This window comes from Bacteroidota bacterium, from assembly GCA_018831055.1.
In the GTDB taxonomy this organism is placed as follows: Bacteria; Bacteroidota; Bacteroidia; order Bacteroidales; family B18-G4; genus M55B132.
In genome coordinates, this window is record JAHJRE010000071.1 from 16,959 (window position 1) to 33,111 (window position 16,153).

At 40.6% G+C, this 16,153-nt stretch carries 20 protein-coding genes; 6 read left to right on the top strand and 14 right to left on the bottom strand.

Annotation, left to right across the window (positions count from 1 at the left end; all coding sequences use genetic code 11):
• Positions 1-49: 49 nt before the first annotated feature.
• The 4 genes from KKA81_04190 to KKA81_04205 form a co-directional block, all read right to left on the bottom strand.
• Positions 50-742, bottom strand: a complete 693-nt coding sequence (locus KKA81_04190) for a hypothetical protein (protein ID MBU2650113.1) — start codon at positions 740-742, stop codon at positions 50-52.
• 108 nt (positions 743-850) lie between these two features.
• Positions 851-1,570, bottom strand: coding sequence for a L,D-transpeptidase (locus tag KKA81_04195; GenBank protein ID MBU2650114.1), 720 nt, complete (start codon positions 1,568-1,570; stop codon positions 851-853).
• A 27-nt stretch (positions 1,571-1,597) separates the two neighbouring features.
• Positions 1,598-2,710: a L,D-transpeptidase gene (locus KKA81_04200; GenBank protein MBU2650115.1), complete on the bottom strand. Its 1,113-nt coding sequence runs from the start codon at positions 2,708-2,710 to the stop codon at positions 1,598-1,600.
• A gap of 68 nt (positions 2,711-2,778) precedes the next feature.
• Positions 2,779-3,387 (bottom strand): hypothetical protein, encoded by a 609-nt coding sequence (locus KKA81_04205; GenBank protein ID MBU2650116.1) that lies wholly within the window; start codon positions 3,385-3,387, stop codon positions 2,779-2,781.
• Between the two features lie 225 nt (positions 3,388-3,612).
• Here KKA81_04205 and KKA81_04210 point away from each other — a divergent pair, with 225 nt between their 5' ends.
• Both KKA81_04210 and KKA81_04215 read left to right on the top strand, forming a co-directional pair.
• Positions 3,613-4,173 carry an RNA polymerase sigma factor gene (locus KKA81_04210; GenBank protein ID MBU2650117.1) on the top strand — a complete coding sequence of 187 codons (561 nt, stop codon included), beginning with the start codon at positions 3,613-3,615 and terminating at the stop codon, positions 4,171-4,173.
• 50 nt (positions 4,174-4,223) lie between these two features.
• A complete protein-coding gene (locus KKA81_04215) occupies positions 4,224-4,622 on the top strand; it encodes a hypothetical protein (protein ID MBU2650118.1) in 399 nt (132 codons plus the stop codon).
• A 16-nt stretch (positions 4,623-4,638) separates the two neighbouring features.
• Here the strand turns inward: KKA81_04215 and KKA81_04220 are convergent, their stop codons facing one another.
• Positions 4,639-4,815: a hypothetical protein gene (locus KKA81_04220; GenBank protein ID MBU2650119.1), complete on the bottom strand. Its 177-nt coding sequence runs from the start codon at positions 4,813-4,815 to the stop codon at positions 4,639-4,641.
• Positions 4,816-4,965: 150 nt separating this feature from the next.
• Positions 4,966-5,433: a DUF2937 family protein gene (locus KKA81_04225; protein MBU2650120.1), complete on the bottom strand. Its 468-nt coding sequence runs from the start codon at positions 5,431-5,433 to the stop codon at positions 4,966-4,968.
• Positions 5,434-5,737: 304 nt separating this feature from the next.
• Here KKA81_04225 and KKA81_04230 point away from each other — a divergent pair, with 304 nt between their 5' ends.
• The 4 genes from KKA81_04230 (at position 5,738) to KKA81_04245 (ending at position 8,614) form a co-directional block, all read left to right on the top strand.
• Positions 5,738-6,208: a DUF1648 domain-containing protein gene (locus tag KKA81_04230; protein MBU2650121.1), complete on the top strand. Its 471-nt coding sequence runs from the start codon at positions 5,738-5,740 to the stop codon at positions 6,206-6,208.
• A gap of 359 nt (positions 6,209-6,567) precedes the next feature.
• The gene (locus KKA81_04235; GenBank protein MBU2650122.1) at positions 6,568-6,933 is read left to right on the top strand and encodes a hypothetical protein; all 366 of its coding nucleotides are present in this window, start codon (positions 6,568-6,570) and stop codon (positions 6,931-6,933) included.
• A 1-nt stretch (position 6,934) separates the two neighbouring features.
• Complete coding sequence (locus KKA81_04240; protein MBU2650123.1) at positions 6,935-7,978, top strand: TIGR04133 family radical SAM/SPASM protein; 1,044 nt, start codon at positions 6,935-6,937, stop codon at positions 7,976-7,978.
• Positions 7,979-8,008: 30 nt separating this feature from the next.
• Positions 8,009-8,614, top strand: coding sequence for a hypothetical protein (locus KKA81_04245; GenBank protein MBU2650124.1), 606 nt, complete (start codon positions 8,009-8,011; stop codon positions 8,612-8,614).
• Positions 8,615-8,666: 52 nt separating this feature from the next.
• Here KKA81_04245 and KKA81_04250 read toward each other — a convergent pair whose 3' ends face one another.
• The 8 genes from KKA81_04250 to KKA81_04285 all read right to left on the bottom strand — a co-directional run bounded on the left by KKA81_04250 (position 8,667) and on the right by KKA81_04285 (position 15,759).
• On the bottom strand, positions 8,667-10,340 hold the full coding sequence (locus KKA81_04250; GenBank protein ID MBU2650125.1) for a DEAD/DEAH box helicase: 1,674 nt from the start codon (positions 10,338-10,340) through the stop codon (positions 8,667-8,669).
• 375 nt (positions 10,341-10,715) lie between these two features.
• Positions 10,716-11,489 carry a hypothetical protein gene (locus KKA81_04255; GenBank protein MBU2650126.1) on the bottom strand — a complete coding sequence of 258 codons (774 nt, stop codon included), beginning with the start codon at positions 11,487-11,489 and terminating at the stop codon, positions 10,716-10,718.
• An 11-nt stretch (positions 11,490-11,500) separates the two neighbouring features.
• Entirely contained in the window at positions 11,501-12,289 is a 789-nt protein-coding gene (locus KKA81_04260) for a porin family protein (protein ID MBU2650127.1), read from the bottom strand.
• Between the two features lie 39 nt (positions 12,290-12,328).
• A complete protein-coding gene (locus KKA81_04265) occupies positions 12,329-12,946 on the bottom strand; it encodes a hypothetical protein (protein ID MBU2650128.1) in 618 nt (205 codons plus the stop codon).
• Between the two features lie 134 nt (positions 12,947-13,080).
• A complete protein-coding gene (locus KKA81_04270) occupies positions 13,081-13,863 on the bottom strand; it encodes a hypothetical protein (protein ID MBU2650129.1) in 783 nt (260 codons plus the stop codon).
• A 27-nt stretch (positions 13,864-13,890) separates the two neighbouring features.
• Positions 13,891-15,069 carry a DUF362 domain-containing protein gene (locus tag KKA81_04275; protein MBU2650130.1) on the bottom strand — a complete coding sequence of 393 codons (1,179 nt, stop codon included), beginning with the start codon at positions 15,067-15,069 and terminating at the stop codon, positions 13,891-13,893.
• Between the two features lie 118 nt (positions 15,070-15,187).
• Positions 15,188-15,526 (bottom strand): DUF5615 family PIN-like protein, encoded by a 339-nt coding sequence (locus tag KKA81_04280; protein MBU2650131.1) that lies wholly within the window; start codon positions 15,524-15,526, stop codon positions 15,188-15,190.
• The gene (locus KKA81_04285) at positions 15,526-15,759 is read right to left on the bottom strand and encodes a DUF433 domain-containing protein (protein ID MBU2650132.1); all 234 of its coding nucleotides are present in this window, start codon (positions 15,757-15,759) and stop codon (positions 15,526-15,528) included. Before KKA81_04285 ends, KKA81_04280 begins: the two co-directional genes overlap by 1 nt.
• Between the last annotated feature and the right edge of the window lie 394 nt (positions 15,760-16,153).

The following is a 16,153-nucleotide window of genomic DNA, read 5'->3' on the forward strand; positions in this document are numbered from 1 at the left end:
ATTAATTGTAAATGTAAAGTTAGTCATTTTACTTTTGTGCGAAGATACATTATGGATAATAAACCGAAATTTTTCCATTTTTTGGCAATGCACGGTAGATCGTCCTGGCATCTCTCCATGATGTTTGAATTCTTATCCAGGGCTGATATTCCGGAATTTTCCCAAGCAGAATCGAACGGACGAAATCTCCGGAGGTACGTTTTCGTATATCCCGGATGGTTTTACGATATTTGGTATTAACTACAGGATCGTTTTGTGTTAATTCAAGTCTGATCCCATTTTCCATATAAAAGGCAACAAAAACGGGTTCCCTCAGATTGGTGTCAGGTGTAATATTGGTTTGTTGGGCTTCCAGCGTATCTTTAGGAGCTTTCCGATATATTAACGGTTCGTGGGAGATGGTTGAAAGGGCCCGTTCTATTTTCATTACCTCTGCAAACAGATTAAAACGGGCGACCGGTTTTAAACGTTGAAAGAAATCACTGATTCCGATACTCAGGATAGGAGCCTGGTGCAAAACTACTCCTTTATATTCCAGAGTAAGCAGACTATCGTGCAGGTTCACCGACAGAGTAATGGAATCGTCGGAAGCCAGAGCCAGCCGACTACGTACAAAGGCAAGTTCCGGATACAGGGCCTCCATGTCCTCAGAAAGGGTTTTTTCCGGTTGGCTTTCCTGAATAGAACCAGTGTATGTATGGTTATAATGTTTTATGGTGTGGAAGGTTGAAACTGCGGACATTACTAGGATGTAGACAATTATGGTTGCGGCTGCTATGCAAAGAATTAAATACCAGTGCCTGCGTTTAAGGTTGATTTGTTTATGGAATCCCCGCATGATGATTGTATTTTAGTAAATATAAACTTTCGAGCCTGATGGCATGGTCCTGTAAACTGCTTCCAGATCATCATCGTTCATGCGGATGCATCCATGCGTCACGGGCATTCCCAGAAATCTTTTGTAAAGGGTGCCATGAATAAGATACCCACCGCCAAGACTGAGAGAATATTCTCCCAGCACTCCGTATTCGTAACGGGAGGGATGATGAGTGGGGGGAACAGGTAATCCTTCCTCAACAAAAGCCCAGTCTGGTTTAGTCCAAACCGGATTGACTTTCTTCTCACCAACGGTAAAAACTCCTTTGGGCGTTTTGAATATCCATTTTTCCTGATCGTCTTTTTCAAGCATTACATAACTACCGGTGGAACATATCCCACGTCGTATAACTTTTTTCCCGGAATAAAGCCTGAATTTGTTTTCAGCAGTGTTTATCACAAGATATGACCAGGATGGGGTTTTGCGGTTGAGTTTTTTATTAAGGTTGTCTATTTCTTTTTGAATTTCCGTAGGAGTTTCCTTAGGAAAGGGGTGTGTTTCAAATAGAACTAAAGATTTTTCCTGGAAAAACGGAATGAGGATTAGGGAGAAACTGAGAATAGATACAAGAATAAGAGCAAACAAGATACTTTTTATCAGGATGCTATTTTTTTGGAAAAAGGATAGCATGATGGAGTATACATGTCTGGAAAGGTTTACCATTGCTTTTGTGACATCCTGAAAATTTTTCATTGTAATTAATATGGTTAACAGATCAGTTTAGTTTTCCGGCCTGAACTCCTCCAATGCCCCTACGATTGTTACAGGTGTTCCGACACTTACGAGCTTAAACAACTCATCCATGTTATCATTGGTCAGTGCCACACACCCGCTGGTCCAATCTTCTCCTCTTCCTCCACCTCCGTGTATTTCTATAAGGCTTCCAATATCTGCGTTCTGAGGGATAAGTCCTTTCTTTTTATCTTTTTTGAAACGCTGTTTATCATTTTCATTTGGATAATCAATCAGCAGAGCTTTGTAATATTTAGTTTTGTTTCCATCTTTTTTGCTGGTAATTTTATAAGCTCCTTCCGGAGTGGCATGGTCACCTTTCATCTTTTTATGGTTCATCCAGTTTTTACCCATTTCGATTGGGAAGACTTTTACTGTTTTGCCTGATTTATAAACCGTGCATGTCCTGGCATACTTATCCACGATTATGGCTACTGAACCATTTCCGGAAGATGTCCTTATTGTTTTATCAGCCAATGATTTCCATTCGGGTAATTTGCTAAAATACTGGATTACTTTTTTTTCCATAAGCAAACGGGCCTTTTCAATACGTGATTTTGCCGACAACAATTTTTCTCCACATGCATGGTATTCGCTTTTACGGAAGAGGATTTTGCTCTCAGCCAGAAGTAGTTTCCCTGATTCCAGGTTTTTTGTGGTTTCCTGATCTGGAGGAAATACAGAGTAACTGTTTTCAAAAAGTATAATTCCATGTTCGAGCAAAGAAATGTCTTTTTCCATAGTCTTTTTCAGGTGAGCATTACCTGCAACTGCGAGTTTATATGCTTCTGCAGCTTTTTCCCGGCTGGTTTCAGCAAACAGGATCACACTATCGAAATTGCGAAAGGGTGGGAGTTTTTCATTTTCTTTCTTCCATAATATCATAGCAGAATCATAAAATCCCAGAGCTTCGGCATAGAGGTGGCCGACATATTTACCGGCATTTACTTTTTTTGCTTCCGATAAAGCGTTTCTGGCCTCACGGATCTTGCTGGATGGATTATCAGTTCTGTTAAAAAGTAGGAAATATCCGGGTACAGCGAAGATGATCGGCAGCAGAATTATAATGACCTTAAGTTTTCTTCTCTTCCCCTTTTTCATACCCGTGAATTTAAAAAAGTCCCGGAATGTTCCGGGACTTTTTTAAAGAATTACTCAAATTTTTTTGATTATTTGCGGCCGCCTTTCATCTTGGCATATTTTTCCATCACCTCTTTCAGTTCGGCATTGATGGCATATGCTTTTTCTTTGGCAGCATTTACTTTGTTGAGAGCGGCCATGAAATCACCATTGTCGAATAACTGCTGTGCTTCTATGAGTGCAGCATCTACAACGGTAATATCAGCCTTGATGGCTTCGATAGCGGCAGCGCCCTCTTTACCTTTGGGAGCTTGTGTGACAAGTTGGTTGTTCATTTCCTGCAAGGATTTGATCTCGTCGATAGTGGCAACAACCTCAGCTTTTACCTCATTCATGCGGGTTTCAGCATTCATTTTAACCTGCTCGGCCTGGGTATTGATGGCAGCAAGCTTTTCTTTTTCTGCCTTGAAACTGCGGAACCATTTGGATTTCTGTGTTTCAATACTTTCATTTACGGCATTGAATGAATCCTGCAATGCTGCGAACTGTTCTGGAACATAAACATCAGCCTGGGCTGTTTGGGCGGCTTCGATAGCCAGACGGGCGTTATCGATTTCTGCCTGGGGGACTTTGCTGCAACTGGATAACATTACGAGCATAATCACTGCGGACAGCCCGTACAATACTTTCATTTTCATGGTTCAGATTCTGTTTTAATTAATTAAACTGTGCTTTGCCTGATCCAGGTTATGAAGCGATCCATGTACCCGGAGGCAGGGTAATTGTTTTTGCATTATGACGAAAGATTATGTTTTGGTCACATTATTAAAATGAAAATATTTTCATCGGGAATAATTATATCCAAAAATATAACGGTATTATGCAAATGATTACCTTCGCATTACACTGAGCTGTTTTCCGTTATGGGCGACAATGCATTCCGAGACGAAGAAATCATCCGAAGCATTCTCCGGGAAGGGATGAGCCATAAGTATTCCATCCTTTACAAAAAGTATTATCAAAGGGTTCTGGATAAGTGTTATACTATGGTAAAAAACAAGGAAAAGGCCAGGGAACTCGCTCAGGAAATATTTGCCAAGGCTTTCGAAATGTTGGGCACCTTTCAGGGAAGGTCGTCTTTTTCTTCCTGGTTATATTCCATTACCTATAACCATTGTATTGATTATCTCAGGATACAGAAGAAGATAAGTTATCCCGACTGGGACAGGGATAATGTTCTTCCGGATATATTTGAACCGGTGGAGGAGGATTTTTCAGAAACGGATTATGATATGCTGATGAAAATACTTGATAAGATACATCCTGAGGAGAAAGCCCTGTTGCTTATGAAATATCAGGATGGGATATCGATACACAATATAAGTACGGCGCTCAGGATCAGCGAAAGCGCAGCAAAAATGAGGTTGAAGCGGGCAAAGGCAAGGGTATTATATTTATACCGTGAGATGAAACCGGAAGGATAATGTGACTTTGTAAGCGGAACAGCGTCATAAGTTTAATCAAAAAGTTATACATGAAGGATTTTCTCCGTCATATAACCACGGGTAGTTTGAATGAAATACCGGAATCAGTCCTGGATGCATTTAAAAATGAATTTCCGGAGGCAATTAATACAGAATGGTATAAAGCAGCAGATGGATTTGAGGCGGTGTTTCACGATGAAGGCATAGAAAAGATAGCCATATTTGGCGATCAGGGAACAATTCTTATCCTGGAAGAAAATCTTTCAGTTGATTCCATCCCCTTGGCAATCGCTGATTTGGTCAGGGACATGGGGAAGATCATGAATTACATTCGCGTTAATAATAAGGGGGTGGTCACCTTTGAGCTAATCCTTCGTGACAGAAACTGGCACCGTCACCTCCTGGAGGTAAGCCCGGAAGGAGTTGTTTTAAACAAACGCCGGCTGTAATACCGGCATTGTTGTCTTAATAATTGTAGCTGTCGTCCGAATACGATCCTTCATCCACAGAATCCAGGTCATCATCCCGGTAAAAATCATCGGAGTCAAGACGATTTAATTCTGCTTCGCACTTCGGACAAACATCCAGGTCAAATTCTTCAGTGTCAAAAGGTTCTCCACACCTGATACATGTCGTTTCCATGTTATTGCTGGTTTTTAATGATTTTGTTAAACGGTTTAGACGAAATTATGTTTTAAAAGTAACAGGAAAAACTCTTCGATAGGAAAGAAATTGTGAACTACGAACTGGAGATACAGTGTTTTTTCTGCTCAAAGGCATAATAAGTGATCCTTACTTAGGATTTAATTTATAAGAATGACTTTCCTTATCCCTTCTTTTTGGAAAAAGAAAGGCTGAAATAATTGTTTTTAAAAGGTCGAAAACCAAAAAAGCTGAGATACCTCCCACAATGATATACGTTATTCCTTCGCTATCGAAAGTTATCCCAGGAATAAAGTTTTCCCATGTCTTTCGGGCAATTTTCCAATCAGCATGACCAATGAAAACAAACAGTTTGGTAAAAGGACCTGCTTCTGTAATTGCGTTTAATCCTGCTTCCAGAGACATTATCCTTTCGGCAATTTCCGGAATATCATATTCATTCATAATATTTCTGGCTTCATCAATATGCCCTCCAACACGTTGAATATATTGGGAAATGAATTGCGGGAACTGTCCGAAAAGCATACCTCCGAACAAGCCTGCTGCAACAGTAAAAATCCCATTGATCTTCCTTAACAGCCATTGTTTTCTTTTCATTTTTAATTCTGTTAATGCTTAGTGTATTATTGCGATAAAAATAGTATAAATTCAAAGTGTTTATACCACCGAAGACACTATATCCGGAAAACATATTTTCAGACCTTATTCTGACAGGATTTGATTATATACCTTATGTATTACTCGCAAAACAACGCTATGAGGTAGTATTATAATCACATGAAAATCTCAGTGCCATATTCTCCTACTACAAAAGTCAATTCTAAGCTGAGAAATTTTAATTAACCTATAGAAGGGTTGCTTCTGGAATTAGTAGTATTTTTGAATAAATGAATTCCAGGGAATGAAAAATCAACGATCATTTTTAAAGGTGATATCAGACATAACCGCTTTTTTATTCACGTTATCTTTATTTGTGGTTATCATTTATTATTATAATAAAATTCCCGAAACAATTCCGGTTCATTACAATGCAACAGGGGAGGCTGATGGGTTTGGACACAAGAGATCCATCTGGCTTATTCCTTTCGTTTCGTTGTTTATGTTTTCCGGCTTGTTTTTATTAAGCCGTTTTATTGAGAGATTTCGGTTAAAGCAAAACGGGCAGCAAACTAAACAAAAAGTAGGTGCAATATATTTAATCCGTGCTATAAATATTATTATTTCCTCCGGATTCTTTTATATAGGGTTAAGTACAATTCAAGTCTCCCTGAAAATAACGACAGGTTTGAGCGTTTGGTTTCTCCCGGTTTTCCTGGGGGCTTTAGTAATTGTTATAGGCTTATTTATATATTGGATTAAAAGGAATAAGTAAAGTGGTTGGTTCCCGTATTATGTTGGGGAGCATTATGGATGTTCAGTACATTATGTCCCATTTTTACAATTTTAGAAGGGTTATGGGAAATATTTTTGCAACCTAAAACCAAAATCCTGGCGGAAGGCAAGGGGGTATTTTGCCATCTTCACCGACAGTGAAGGTAACCGGATGGGGTTATACGGTGATAAGTGATACCATTTTACCAATAAACTTTTACCGGGGGGAAATTGGCTAAAGCTGAACTCCTGTTTTGATCCTTTTATGTGAGGCTATGGGGATATTTCCATTAACAATCTGTTGTATATTTACATCCTTTCAGGGTAAATTGCAATTCCTGTGTATAAAAAGAAAACAACATGATGCAAAAATGGATCAGAAGAATACTTGGTGGATTATCTTTTACTTCCGCACTTTTTATTTTCCAGGCCTGTTACGGAACCCCGCAGGATATTGAGCCCGATTTTCTGGTCGAAGGGGAAGTCTTATCAAAAGAAACCGGAATACCCTTAAATGGCATAAAAGTTATCATCCCCGTGACTTTACAACAAGAATTTACCGATACCAACGGACGATTTTCCATGTACACGCCAATGAGGGATAGTGTTAAAATAGAATTTCAGGATGCAGACTCAATAGGGAACGGGTATTACAAGCCTTTTGATACAACTGTTAAGCAGATACAGGACAAGGTATTCCTGAAAATTAATCTGGAACTGTATTAACATGGTCGATGCCCTTAAGAAAATAGCTTTCCGGAGATTCAGGAAGCTGGAAACCAACCTTCATGATCTGAATTATTTATTCTGGGAATGTACTACCCGATGCAACCTGAATTGTCTGCACTGTGGAAGTGATTGCAGCAACACTAGTACTTTGCCTGATATGCCACTGCAGGATTTTTTACAGGCACTTGATACCATTAAAAATCCGGCTAAGAACTTAATTGTGGTGCTGACAGGAGGAGAACCTTTGTTACGAAAAGACCTTACCGAATGTGGCAGAGAGATCCGGAAGCGGGGCATGCGATGGGGGCTTGTTACAAACGGGCAGTTGTACGATGAAATAAGACAGAATGAACTTCTCAATGCCGGATTGGGTGCACTGACCATCAGCCTGGACGGCCTGGAAGACTCCCATAATTGGTTGCGGAATATGCCTGGCAGTTTTGCGAAAGTGGACAAGGCATTATCTATTGCCGCCAATGCAAAACGCCTGAATTTTGATGTGGTGACTTGTGTGAACCAGAGAAATCTCCGGGAACTTCCTGAAATAAAATGCTATTTGCAGAAAAAAGGAGTGAAGGCCTGGCGCTTGTTCACCATCATCCCTATCGGAAGGGCTGCAGACCATTCTGAATTATTCCTGGATAAAGCACAATTAAAGGAAATGTTTGAATTCATTAAAGCCTCCAGGAAGGAAGCGGCTATGGATGTAAAGTTCAGCTGCGAAGGATATACGGGGTCATATGAATTGAAGGTCAGAGACAGTTTCTTTTTTTGCAGGGCGGGTATCAATATTGCCTCGGTACTGGCTGATGGATCCATTTCAGCCTGCCCTAATATCGACCGTTCTTTTTCACAGGGTAATATTTACCAGGATAATTTTTACAGGGTTTGGCAGGACAGATTCCTGCCTTTCCGCGACAGAAGCTGGACAAGGAAAGGGAAATGCGCCGTTTGTCCTGACTACCGGGATTGCCTGGGAAGCGGAATGCATAACTGGCATGGTGAAAAGAGCGAAGTGCTGGTTTGCCATCGTCAGGTTTAAAAAGTACTTTTGAAAGAAATATCAAGCTTTATGAAGGAGAATTTTCACAGGAAGGGGAATGAAATCAGGATCAATGACCTTGAGAAGGCACAATTACCGAAGGTTGTGGCTCTTAGCAGGAAGGAGCTTGGTGATGATTATCTTTATGAACGTGATTTCCTGAAGTGTCTAAACCACGACAAACAGCATTTTTGCAAGGTTGCCACACAAGAAGACGGTCATGTGTTGGGATTTGTCAGAACCCTGTTATTTGATAAAAAAACTGTTGCTGAATATCTGAAGCTCCCGGAAAACCTACTACATGAAGTCATGCCTGGCTCGAACCGGATTGGCATTTTAGATTCTATGGCCGTCAATCATGATATAAAGAAAATGGGACTGGGCAGAAAAATGCTGGGCGAGGCTTTCGGGCAATTATCCCTCAACCAGGCAGATGCTATCGTTGCTATGGCCTGGAAGGATATCCATGGTATAACCAATGCACATAAATTGCTCGATGAGTTTGGACTAAAACCTGCATTTGAAATAAAGGGATACTGGAATACCTTTGTCGGAGGAGATGAAGGGCACCATTGTCCGGTTTGTAAAGTACCTCCGTGTGAATGCTATGGGGTTTTGTATTCTTTGGTAAATTGATAAACCTTCACCCTTATTTTCTATATCATTTTCCTTTTAGCACCGCTTATAATCACCATTTTTTTCTCTTGTTGCTTGTCCTTGATTTTTCCTGGGAAGTATCCACTGCAAATCTCTTTCCTTCATAGGTGCCTGATTTCATTTTTACCATTACTTTATCCGCCACTTTTTCATTCACTTCAAAGAAGGAATATCCACTCAGGATGCTGATTTGGCCAATATTGTCACTGGTGATCCCGGTTTCACTGCAAATAAGTCGTACCAGCGCACCTTTGTTCATGTTTTGTCTTTCTCCCAGGTTAATGAACAAACGTTTGCTTCCACCTTTGATGTTTTTATTATAAGCATCTTTTCTCTTATCAGGTTTTCTTTGGCTACTTCTGTCATTTTTATCAGATTCCTTTTTTGCATTGAGGTCTCCGGTGTTTTTATAATAATCCAGGAAAGTGTTTAGTTCCGCTGAAATGAATTTCTGGATAATTTCCTCAAGGGGGTATTTTTTAAGCTTTTTGTATATGATTGGCCAGTAGCGGTTTATAGCTTCATCGTCTACAGGTGTTCTTGCTACCTTATCCATCAATGCATACATTTGTTGTTCACAGATTTCCTCAGCATCAGGAATTTGCAAGTGTTCAATTTTGATGTTCAGGTTTTTTTCCAGTTGACTGATGCGATGATTTTCTCTTGTATTGACAAGTGTAATTGAAATTCCTGATTTTCCGGCTCTGGCGGTACGGCCGCTTCTGTGGGTATATACTTCGAGGTCGTCAGGCAGGTTATAGTTTATCACATGGGATATGTCATAAACATCCAGTCCGCGTGCTGCCACATCCGTAGCCACAAGTATCTTCACCGTTCTATCGCGGAACCTCTTCATGGCAGAATCTCTTTGAGCCTGGCTGAGGTCGCCATGGAGCGGAGTGGCATTGTATCCGTCTTTTTCCAGTTTTTCAGCAATTGACCCTGTTTCATGTCGTGTCCGGCAAAATACCAAACTAAAGATTTCCGGGTAAAAATCCAGGATCCTCTTTAATGCAAAATACCGGTCTTTTTCTTTCATCATATAATAATGATGTCCGATATTCGCTGCGGCACTGTTTCTTTTTCCAACCACAATTTCCACTGGGTCCGTCATATAGTTTTCTGCTATCCTTCTGACCTCTTTGGGCATAGTTGCAGAAAAAAGTCCAGTGTTTTTGGTTTCCGGTATTTTTTGCAGAATGGCATCGAGGTCTTCTTTAAAGCCCATATTGAGCATTTCATCTGCTTCATCCAGGATAACCGTTTTTACAGTTCCCAGATTTACAGTTTTTCTTTTAATGAGATCAAGCAGTCTTCCCGGAGTAGCAACCAGGATATGGGCTCCTTTGCGGACCTTTCGGATTTGCTCTTCTATATTGGCTCCCCCATACACTGCTGTGATTTTCGGATTGTCAAGAAAAACGGCATACGATTCAAGGTCTTTGGTGATCTGCATGCAGAGTTCTCTTGTCGGACAAATTACCAGTCCTTGCGTGGAATTATCATTCAGATTGATATGCTGCAATAACGGTAATCCGAAAGCAGCAGTTTTACCGGTACCCGTCTGTGCAAGCCCGATGAGGTCTCTTTTGTTTTCCAGAAAAATTGGGATTACCTTTTCCTGTATTTCTGTTGGATTTTTAAATCCGAGTTGTGTGACTGCCCGGATGAGATGATCATGCAGTCCTAAGTCGTTAAATGTCATAAAATTAAATTGGGCGCGAAGGTACGGTAAAAATACGAGGGAATTACAAAGGGGATGAAATCTGTTGAAATAACCAGGTTGCAGTTTGCAGGCCGCAGGTCCCAGTTTGTGTTTTGAAACATGAATCCTGTAACTTGATATGAATCATTCCTGTTGGGAACCCCTGACCAGCAAGGACTTTCTTTCCGGATTTGATTTCCAATGCAGAAGGCTTTGATCAACAAAGCGTTTCATTAGTATTTTAGATTAAAATGGAAAAAGTTAAGGCAAAAACCAAGTAAATATTAAAAATATCAGGGCAAAAAACCAGTGAAATGTGCAAAAAGTCAAGGCAAAGTCGATCAGAGACCTGAACGTGAATTTAAAGCATAATGATTAAAACACAAACTCAATTTTTATCGCCGACATATGATACAACTTCGTTTTGGAAACGGGCACTCGCGTGAGGTACAAATACCTGTTGAAATCAAAGACCTTCATCTGCTGCATTTTATAGCCAAACCGCACGATTAGCCCTGCATGCCGGGAAAAAGAAAACTTCGCCCCTATAGAAGGCATCAGCATAACACCCCCGTTGTCGTTCCCATCCAGGTCATCATTCCACCCTAATGCATAACCGCTTGAAAATGAAACAAGGGGCGATACAAAGAAGTTAAGAAAAGTCATCTGGAAATCAAGGTAAACAGGGAGGGTCACCACTTTGTTTTCATAACGTTCGTAAGAAACCCCAAGTCCCACGAAATACTTTCCTGCGAAACGGTACCCGTTCACCCAGTTGAAACCGACAGAAAAGGTCTGGTCTTCATTATGATAAAGATAATATAAGGGGGTAATGGATGCAGAAAATCCAAGCAGGCTCTCAAACCCCCTTTTCTTGATGTCTTTCTTCCTCCCTGGTTTGCCCAACTGGACATTTGGCTTAATATCAAGTTTTTCAATTTTTTCAATGTCATCCATGCTTATAACAAGTTCATGGCCATCTTCGGTCATAATTTTTACATAGGCCTCTATTTGCCGTTCAGTAATGGTTCCACTTATTCTGCTTCCGTTCTTAAGTTGTATCAGGTCCAGCTGTTTCGTACCCTGAGTAAATGCAGGATAGGATAGGATGGCAAGAAAAATGAAAACCAATATTCTGACTATGTTCATAATCCTGCAAGTTAATAAACAAATTCTGCCTTGACTAAAATCATATTATAGAAGTATTTTCCCACGCTATAGGAGTTAGAGGGATAATTATAATGCACATCATACCTGGAAAGCTCCTGCAATTTATAACCTAAACGGAGAAAGAGGGAGGCATGTTTATGGTAAACGAACTTCACCCCGATCATGGGGGCAATGGATATTCCGGCCTCGTCGCCGGTCTTGTAACGTTCAGGGATACTTTCATTTGTACTCCATCCGAACGCATAACCGCCGTTCAGGCTTATGGCAGGCGCCACGGGGTATTCGACAAACAAATATTGTATGTCAATGAATACCGGAAGGGCTTTAATTTTTTCATCGTACCTTTCAAATCCTATCCCGACACCGATCGAAAACCGGGGTGAAAACCGGTAGGCATTGGTCAGTGAGACCCCGAAACCATTCGCGGTCGGATTTTCATTCTCTCCAAAAAAATAGGGAGGTGAAACAAAAAAACTCGTACCCACCAGTGCCTCATATCCTTTTTTCTTTATCTGAATACTATTATAGCGCTGTTTCCTGGGCGATATAGGTGGCTTTTTTTCTTCCACCACGATTTTGTCAATTTCTTCCATCCTGAAAACGAATACATTTCTCTCACCCGACTTGATTTTTATATATTCCCCGGGTACCTGTTCGACGATCTGTCCGTATATAATACTTCCGTTCTTCAAATAAACAACATCCTCATATTCTTTATTCTGGGCTGATAATAAAATGGCGACAAACAGGAGCAGTAAGGATAAAAGGACTTTTTTCATATCAGATTGTTGCATATGTTATTTTTGTCATCAACCATCTCAGTGGACTATCTCCTTAAGGTCCCAGGATGTATTATCGGAATATTCAATTTTCAGCAAACCAAATGCTTTGTTATAATACAAATATGCCGGACAGACACTGTCATTTTTATACCAGTAGGAATTAAAAGGGGAAACGAAAACATTGTAATAAACCTTGTTTAAAACAACCAGGCTGTCAAGATATACATCCCCTGTAAAAAGGTTTTGTTTAGATAAGGGTAAATTATATCCAGCATAGGCACTATAGAAACCAAAAGTAGCCGAATCGTTATTGATCAAGGCAACACTCATGCTGTAACGGAAATTATAATGCGATTGTAAGGTGATCCTGAATGTAAATTTCCCATGCTCTTCATCAAGCCGGCAATTATCCGTTTCGTAGGCATACCACTTCTCCATATAGTTATCAATGTATGTCTCAGTGGTATAACTTGACCTGCCCTTCCCTGTAAAAGTTACTTGGGTATCAGCAGGTCCCTGGAAAATGATGGTTTCATAACCGTTATAAGGGTTTGTGTATGCCAGTTCCCCCAACAGGTATTCTCCCAGGAATTCATGCTTTTTACAAGAAAATAATGCCAATAGGATAAGCGGCAGAACAAAACGCTTTTTCATGAATGCTGCACTATGTTTTGTGTTTGCTGGAAAAAGCTAATATAAGGATAATATGTTAATTAATACCAATATCCGATTAACAATAGGAATGTTGTGGATTTGAATCAATGCCGTCCCGCACGGGATAATTTACATCATTGCCGGATCAGAACCATAACTTCATCTTCCTTTTCAACCCAAACCCTTTTATCCCTATTGTTTTCCAGGAATCTGCTTTTCATTTCCGGAGTATCAAAAATGATCTCATAGAACTTCACCTTTTCCCTGTCTTTTACGATACTGGCATAATACACACGGTAATTTTCAATCCCTTTAAAGCAATCTTCCAGGTCCATCATAGAATTCTGAATGCCCAGCCTGCCTCTTGCCATCTTAATTTCATTGATGGAAAACCCCATGCTGTCAGTAAGATATTTCACAGGAAGGGTCAATTTTTTCGCTTCCAGCTTTTTCAAAACCAGTTCCGCAAGTTCGACCATCTTTTGCTGTGCTTGTTCTGATCCGCTATCGTTGATTAATTGGACATAAAAATCGCCGTACACAATCTGATATTGATAACGGTTCAGGCAATCCGGCGTAACAAGAACATCGCTTTGCTTGCATTTAAACGTCTTGATGCTGTAAATGCCAAAAGCGGACACAGGATCCTCCATTTTAAAAAGTTCCAGTTTGAGTGTTTCCCCATCACCGGAAAATTCTTCTACCCTCAGGGCCTCAAAGCCGTATTCAAGGTAAATATCTGCCCCGCCGTTCATATAGCCCCATAAGGATCCGCCATCGAAACATTCGTTCCTGGTTAAACTGAAACCCGGAAAATCATTTATTGCGATTTCAGAGATTTCCTGGCTTATAGCTATAGAACTGCAATGGATAAAACCAAATAACAAGATCAGAGTCAATCCTGAAAACGATCTCATAGTAAAGAATATTAAAGCTTTTCCCGGTTAAATATTCAGCTCCACCAGGTTGATCTTTTCTTTATCGGACACACCCAGTTCCAGCTTTTCAGCCAGTTGCATGAACTTGATCCCTACCGGGCTTTCTTTTTCCTGCACCCCTTCTTCCATTCTTTTGGCAATGACAATTCCGTATCCGATACGATCAACGGCAACGGGATCGGTACCAATAATCATGGTGCTATAATTGCAGATGAACTGTGGATTGGCACCGGGACCTCCATCAAAACAGCCCCTGAGCCCGTCAACGATGTTCAGGACCACCTTATCCCTCAATGGAGGAAATGCGCAAACCTCGGCGCAGGTTTCCGACCAGAGAGGCTTGTGCAGGCGACCGGTATTGGTGATAGCCCCGTAGGCAAGGTTTTTCAGGCAAAGGGTGACTGTTGGCCCGGCGTTTTTCAGGATGGGGACGTTGATGATCTTGTCAATTTCCTGTGTGCATATCTTCGAGAAATAGGAATACTTGCCGCTGTTGACCATGTAGGGGAGGGTGTAGGCATCGTATTCTTCTTCGCAGTCGGCCCAGTAATACCAGTCTTTATCGATCATTTTCTCACCGTAAAGAACTCCATCTTTATCGTAAAATCCTCCATCTGCATCCTGCTGTTCCGTTCCCATAATTTTTATTCCGGGATAATTTTCTTCGGTATAGCCGGTTTCGTGGAGTTGCATCAGGCGCCTGTCCCAGATTACAATATTTTCCTTTGGGATCCCTGCTTCCTGGAGTTGCCTGACAATGGATTTTGTAACGGCATGGCTGGTTGTCAAAGGTTTACCTGCAACCGGGTTCACCTTTAACCCAATAATCTCATCCGGATTGACAAATTGTCTCCAGGCATCCGCCAGGGTTGTTGCTCCGGTCAGTGCCAGTATCCCCTCTTTAAGCATCCTGTATGCTTCCTCTTCCTGTGGCTGGTCGTCCACTACGCTCAAGGGATTGCTTATCTGAACAACCTTACCGGGATATTTCCCGGGCATGGAATATTCGTTTCGCGGGTGCTTCAGAGCATCCTCAATGTTGGTCTTTGTTTTTTCATCGCCGCCATCGATAGTCCCGAGACGGGAGGGCCTTAGCACCAGGGGCGACAGGATGCCTGCACCCAGGCTTCCCAGGGCGGCAAGTCTGAAGAATTTGCGCCTGCTTTCGTTGTATTCTTTGTTCATGGGCTAATTTTTGGATATTGTTTTTCAAAGATAGCCACAAAAATATTAAGAATGAATGAAGGTATATTAAATGTACAATATTAGTTCACCACTACCTAAACTTTAAAAAGCAGGAGCTTTATTCTATCCCTTCAATCCGGTCTATATAAACGTTAGTAAGTTTATGTGAATCTGATACTTTTATTATTTCATCCCAGTTTTTATTAAGGAAACTATACAATTCCTGTATTTTCATGTTTCCTATTTTCAAGTGAATTACTTTTGGTTTATCTTGAAACAAAACTTTAGTTGAAAAATCGGTATCCTTTGTAATAATGGTAAGATTGTTCTTTATGGCATATTCAAATTTCTCATTATCAGTCATGTTTTCGTTAATATCAAAAACATGAATAAAAAAATCACTTTTCCATATACTGAAATAGTATGGCAAGTTTGCGTCAATAATGTATTTGGTCATTATGCAACAGGTTTAATAATAAAGTTTTTATTCATTAAATCCGCTGCGAATTGAAGACAAGCTGTAATATCTTCTTTCTCAAGACCGGGATATTGTTTCAGGATTTCTTCACTGGAATCTCCGGCACTCAGGAACTCTAATATCGTGTTAACGGTAATTCTTTTTCCCCTGATAGTAGGTTTACCGTTGCAAATACTATCATCTATAGTTATTCTGCTTCTATAGTTTTCCATTACTATTCAGTTTTATACAAATTTACTAATATTTCCTGCACCTTAAAAAATTCAATAGAAGTTTTCTATTGTCTTGAGATTTAAAAATTAAAACATTTCATCATTTTAGCATATTTCATTCTTAGGATGAATTACTCCCATTTCGAAGTCGGGATGGTGATCCCGATTTTCATCGGGAGAACTCACGACCTCCACGTCCCGGACGTGGCGTCTCGCCTGAGGCGAGACTACATCCCGGAGAATGAAAAAGCCCACCATCGTCTCAATACCATGAGGCTTAGGTGGGCGAAGTCGGGATGGTGATCCCGATTTTCATCGGGAGAACTCACGACCTCCACGTCCCGGACGTGGCGTCTCGCCTGAGGCGAGACTACATTCCAGAGAATGAAAAAGC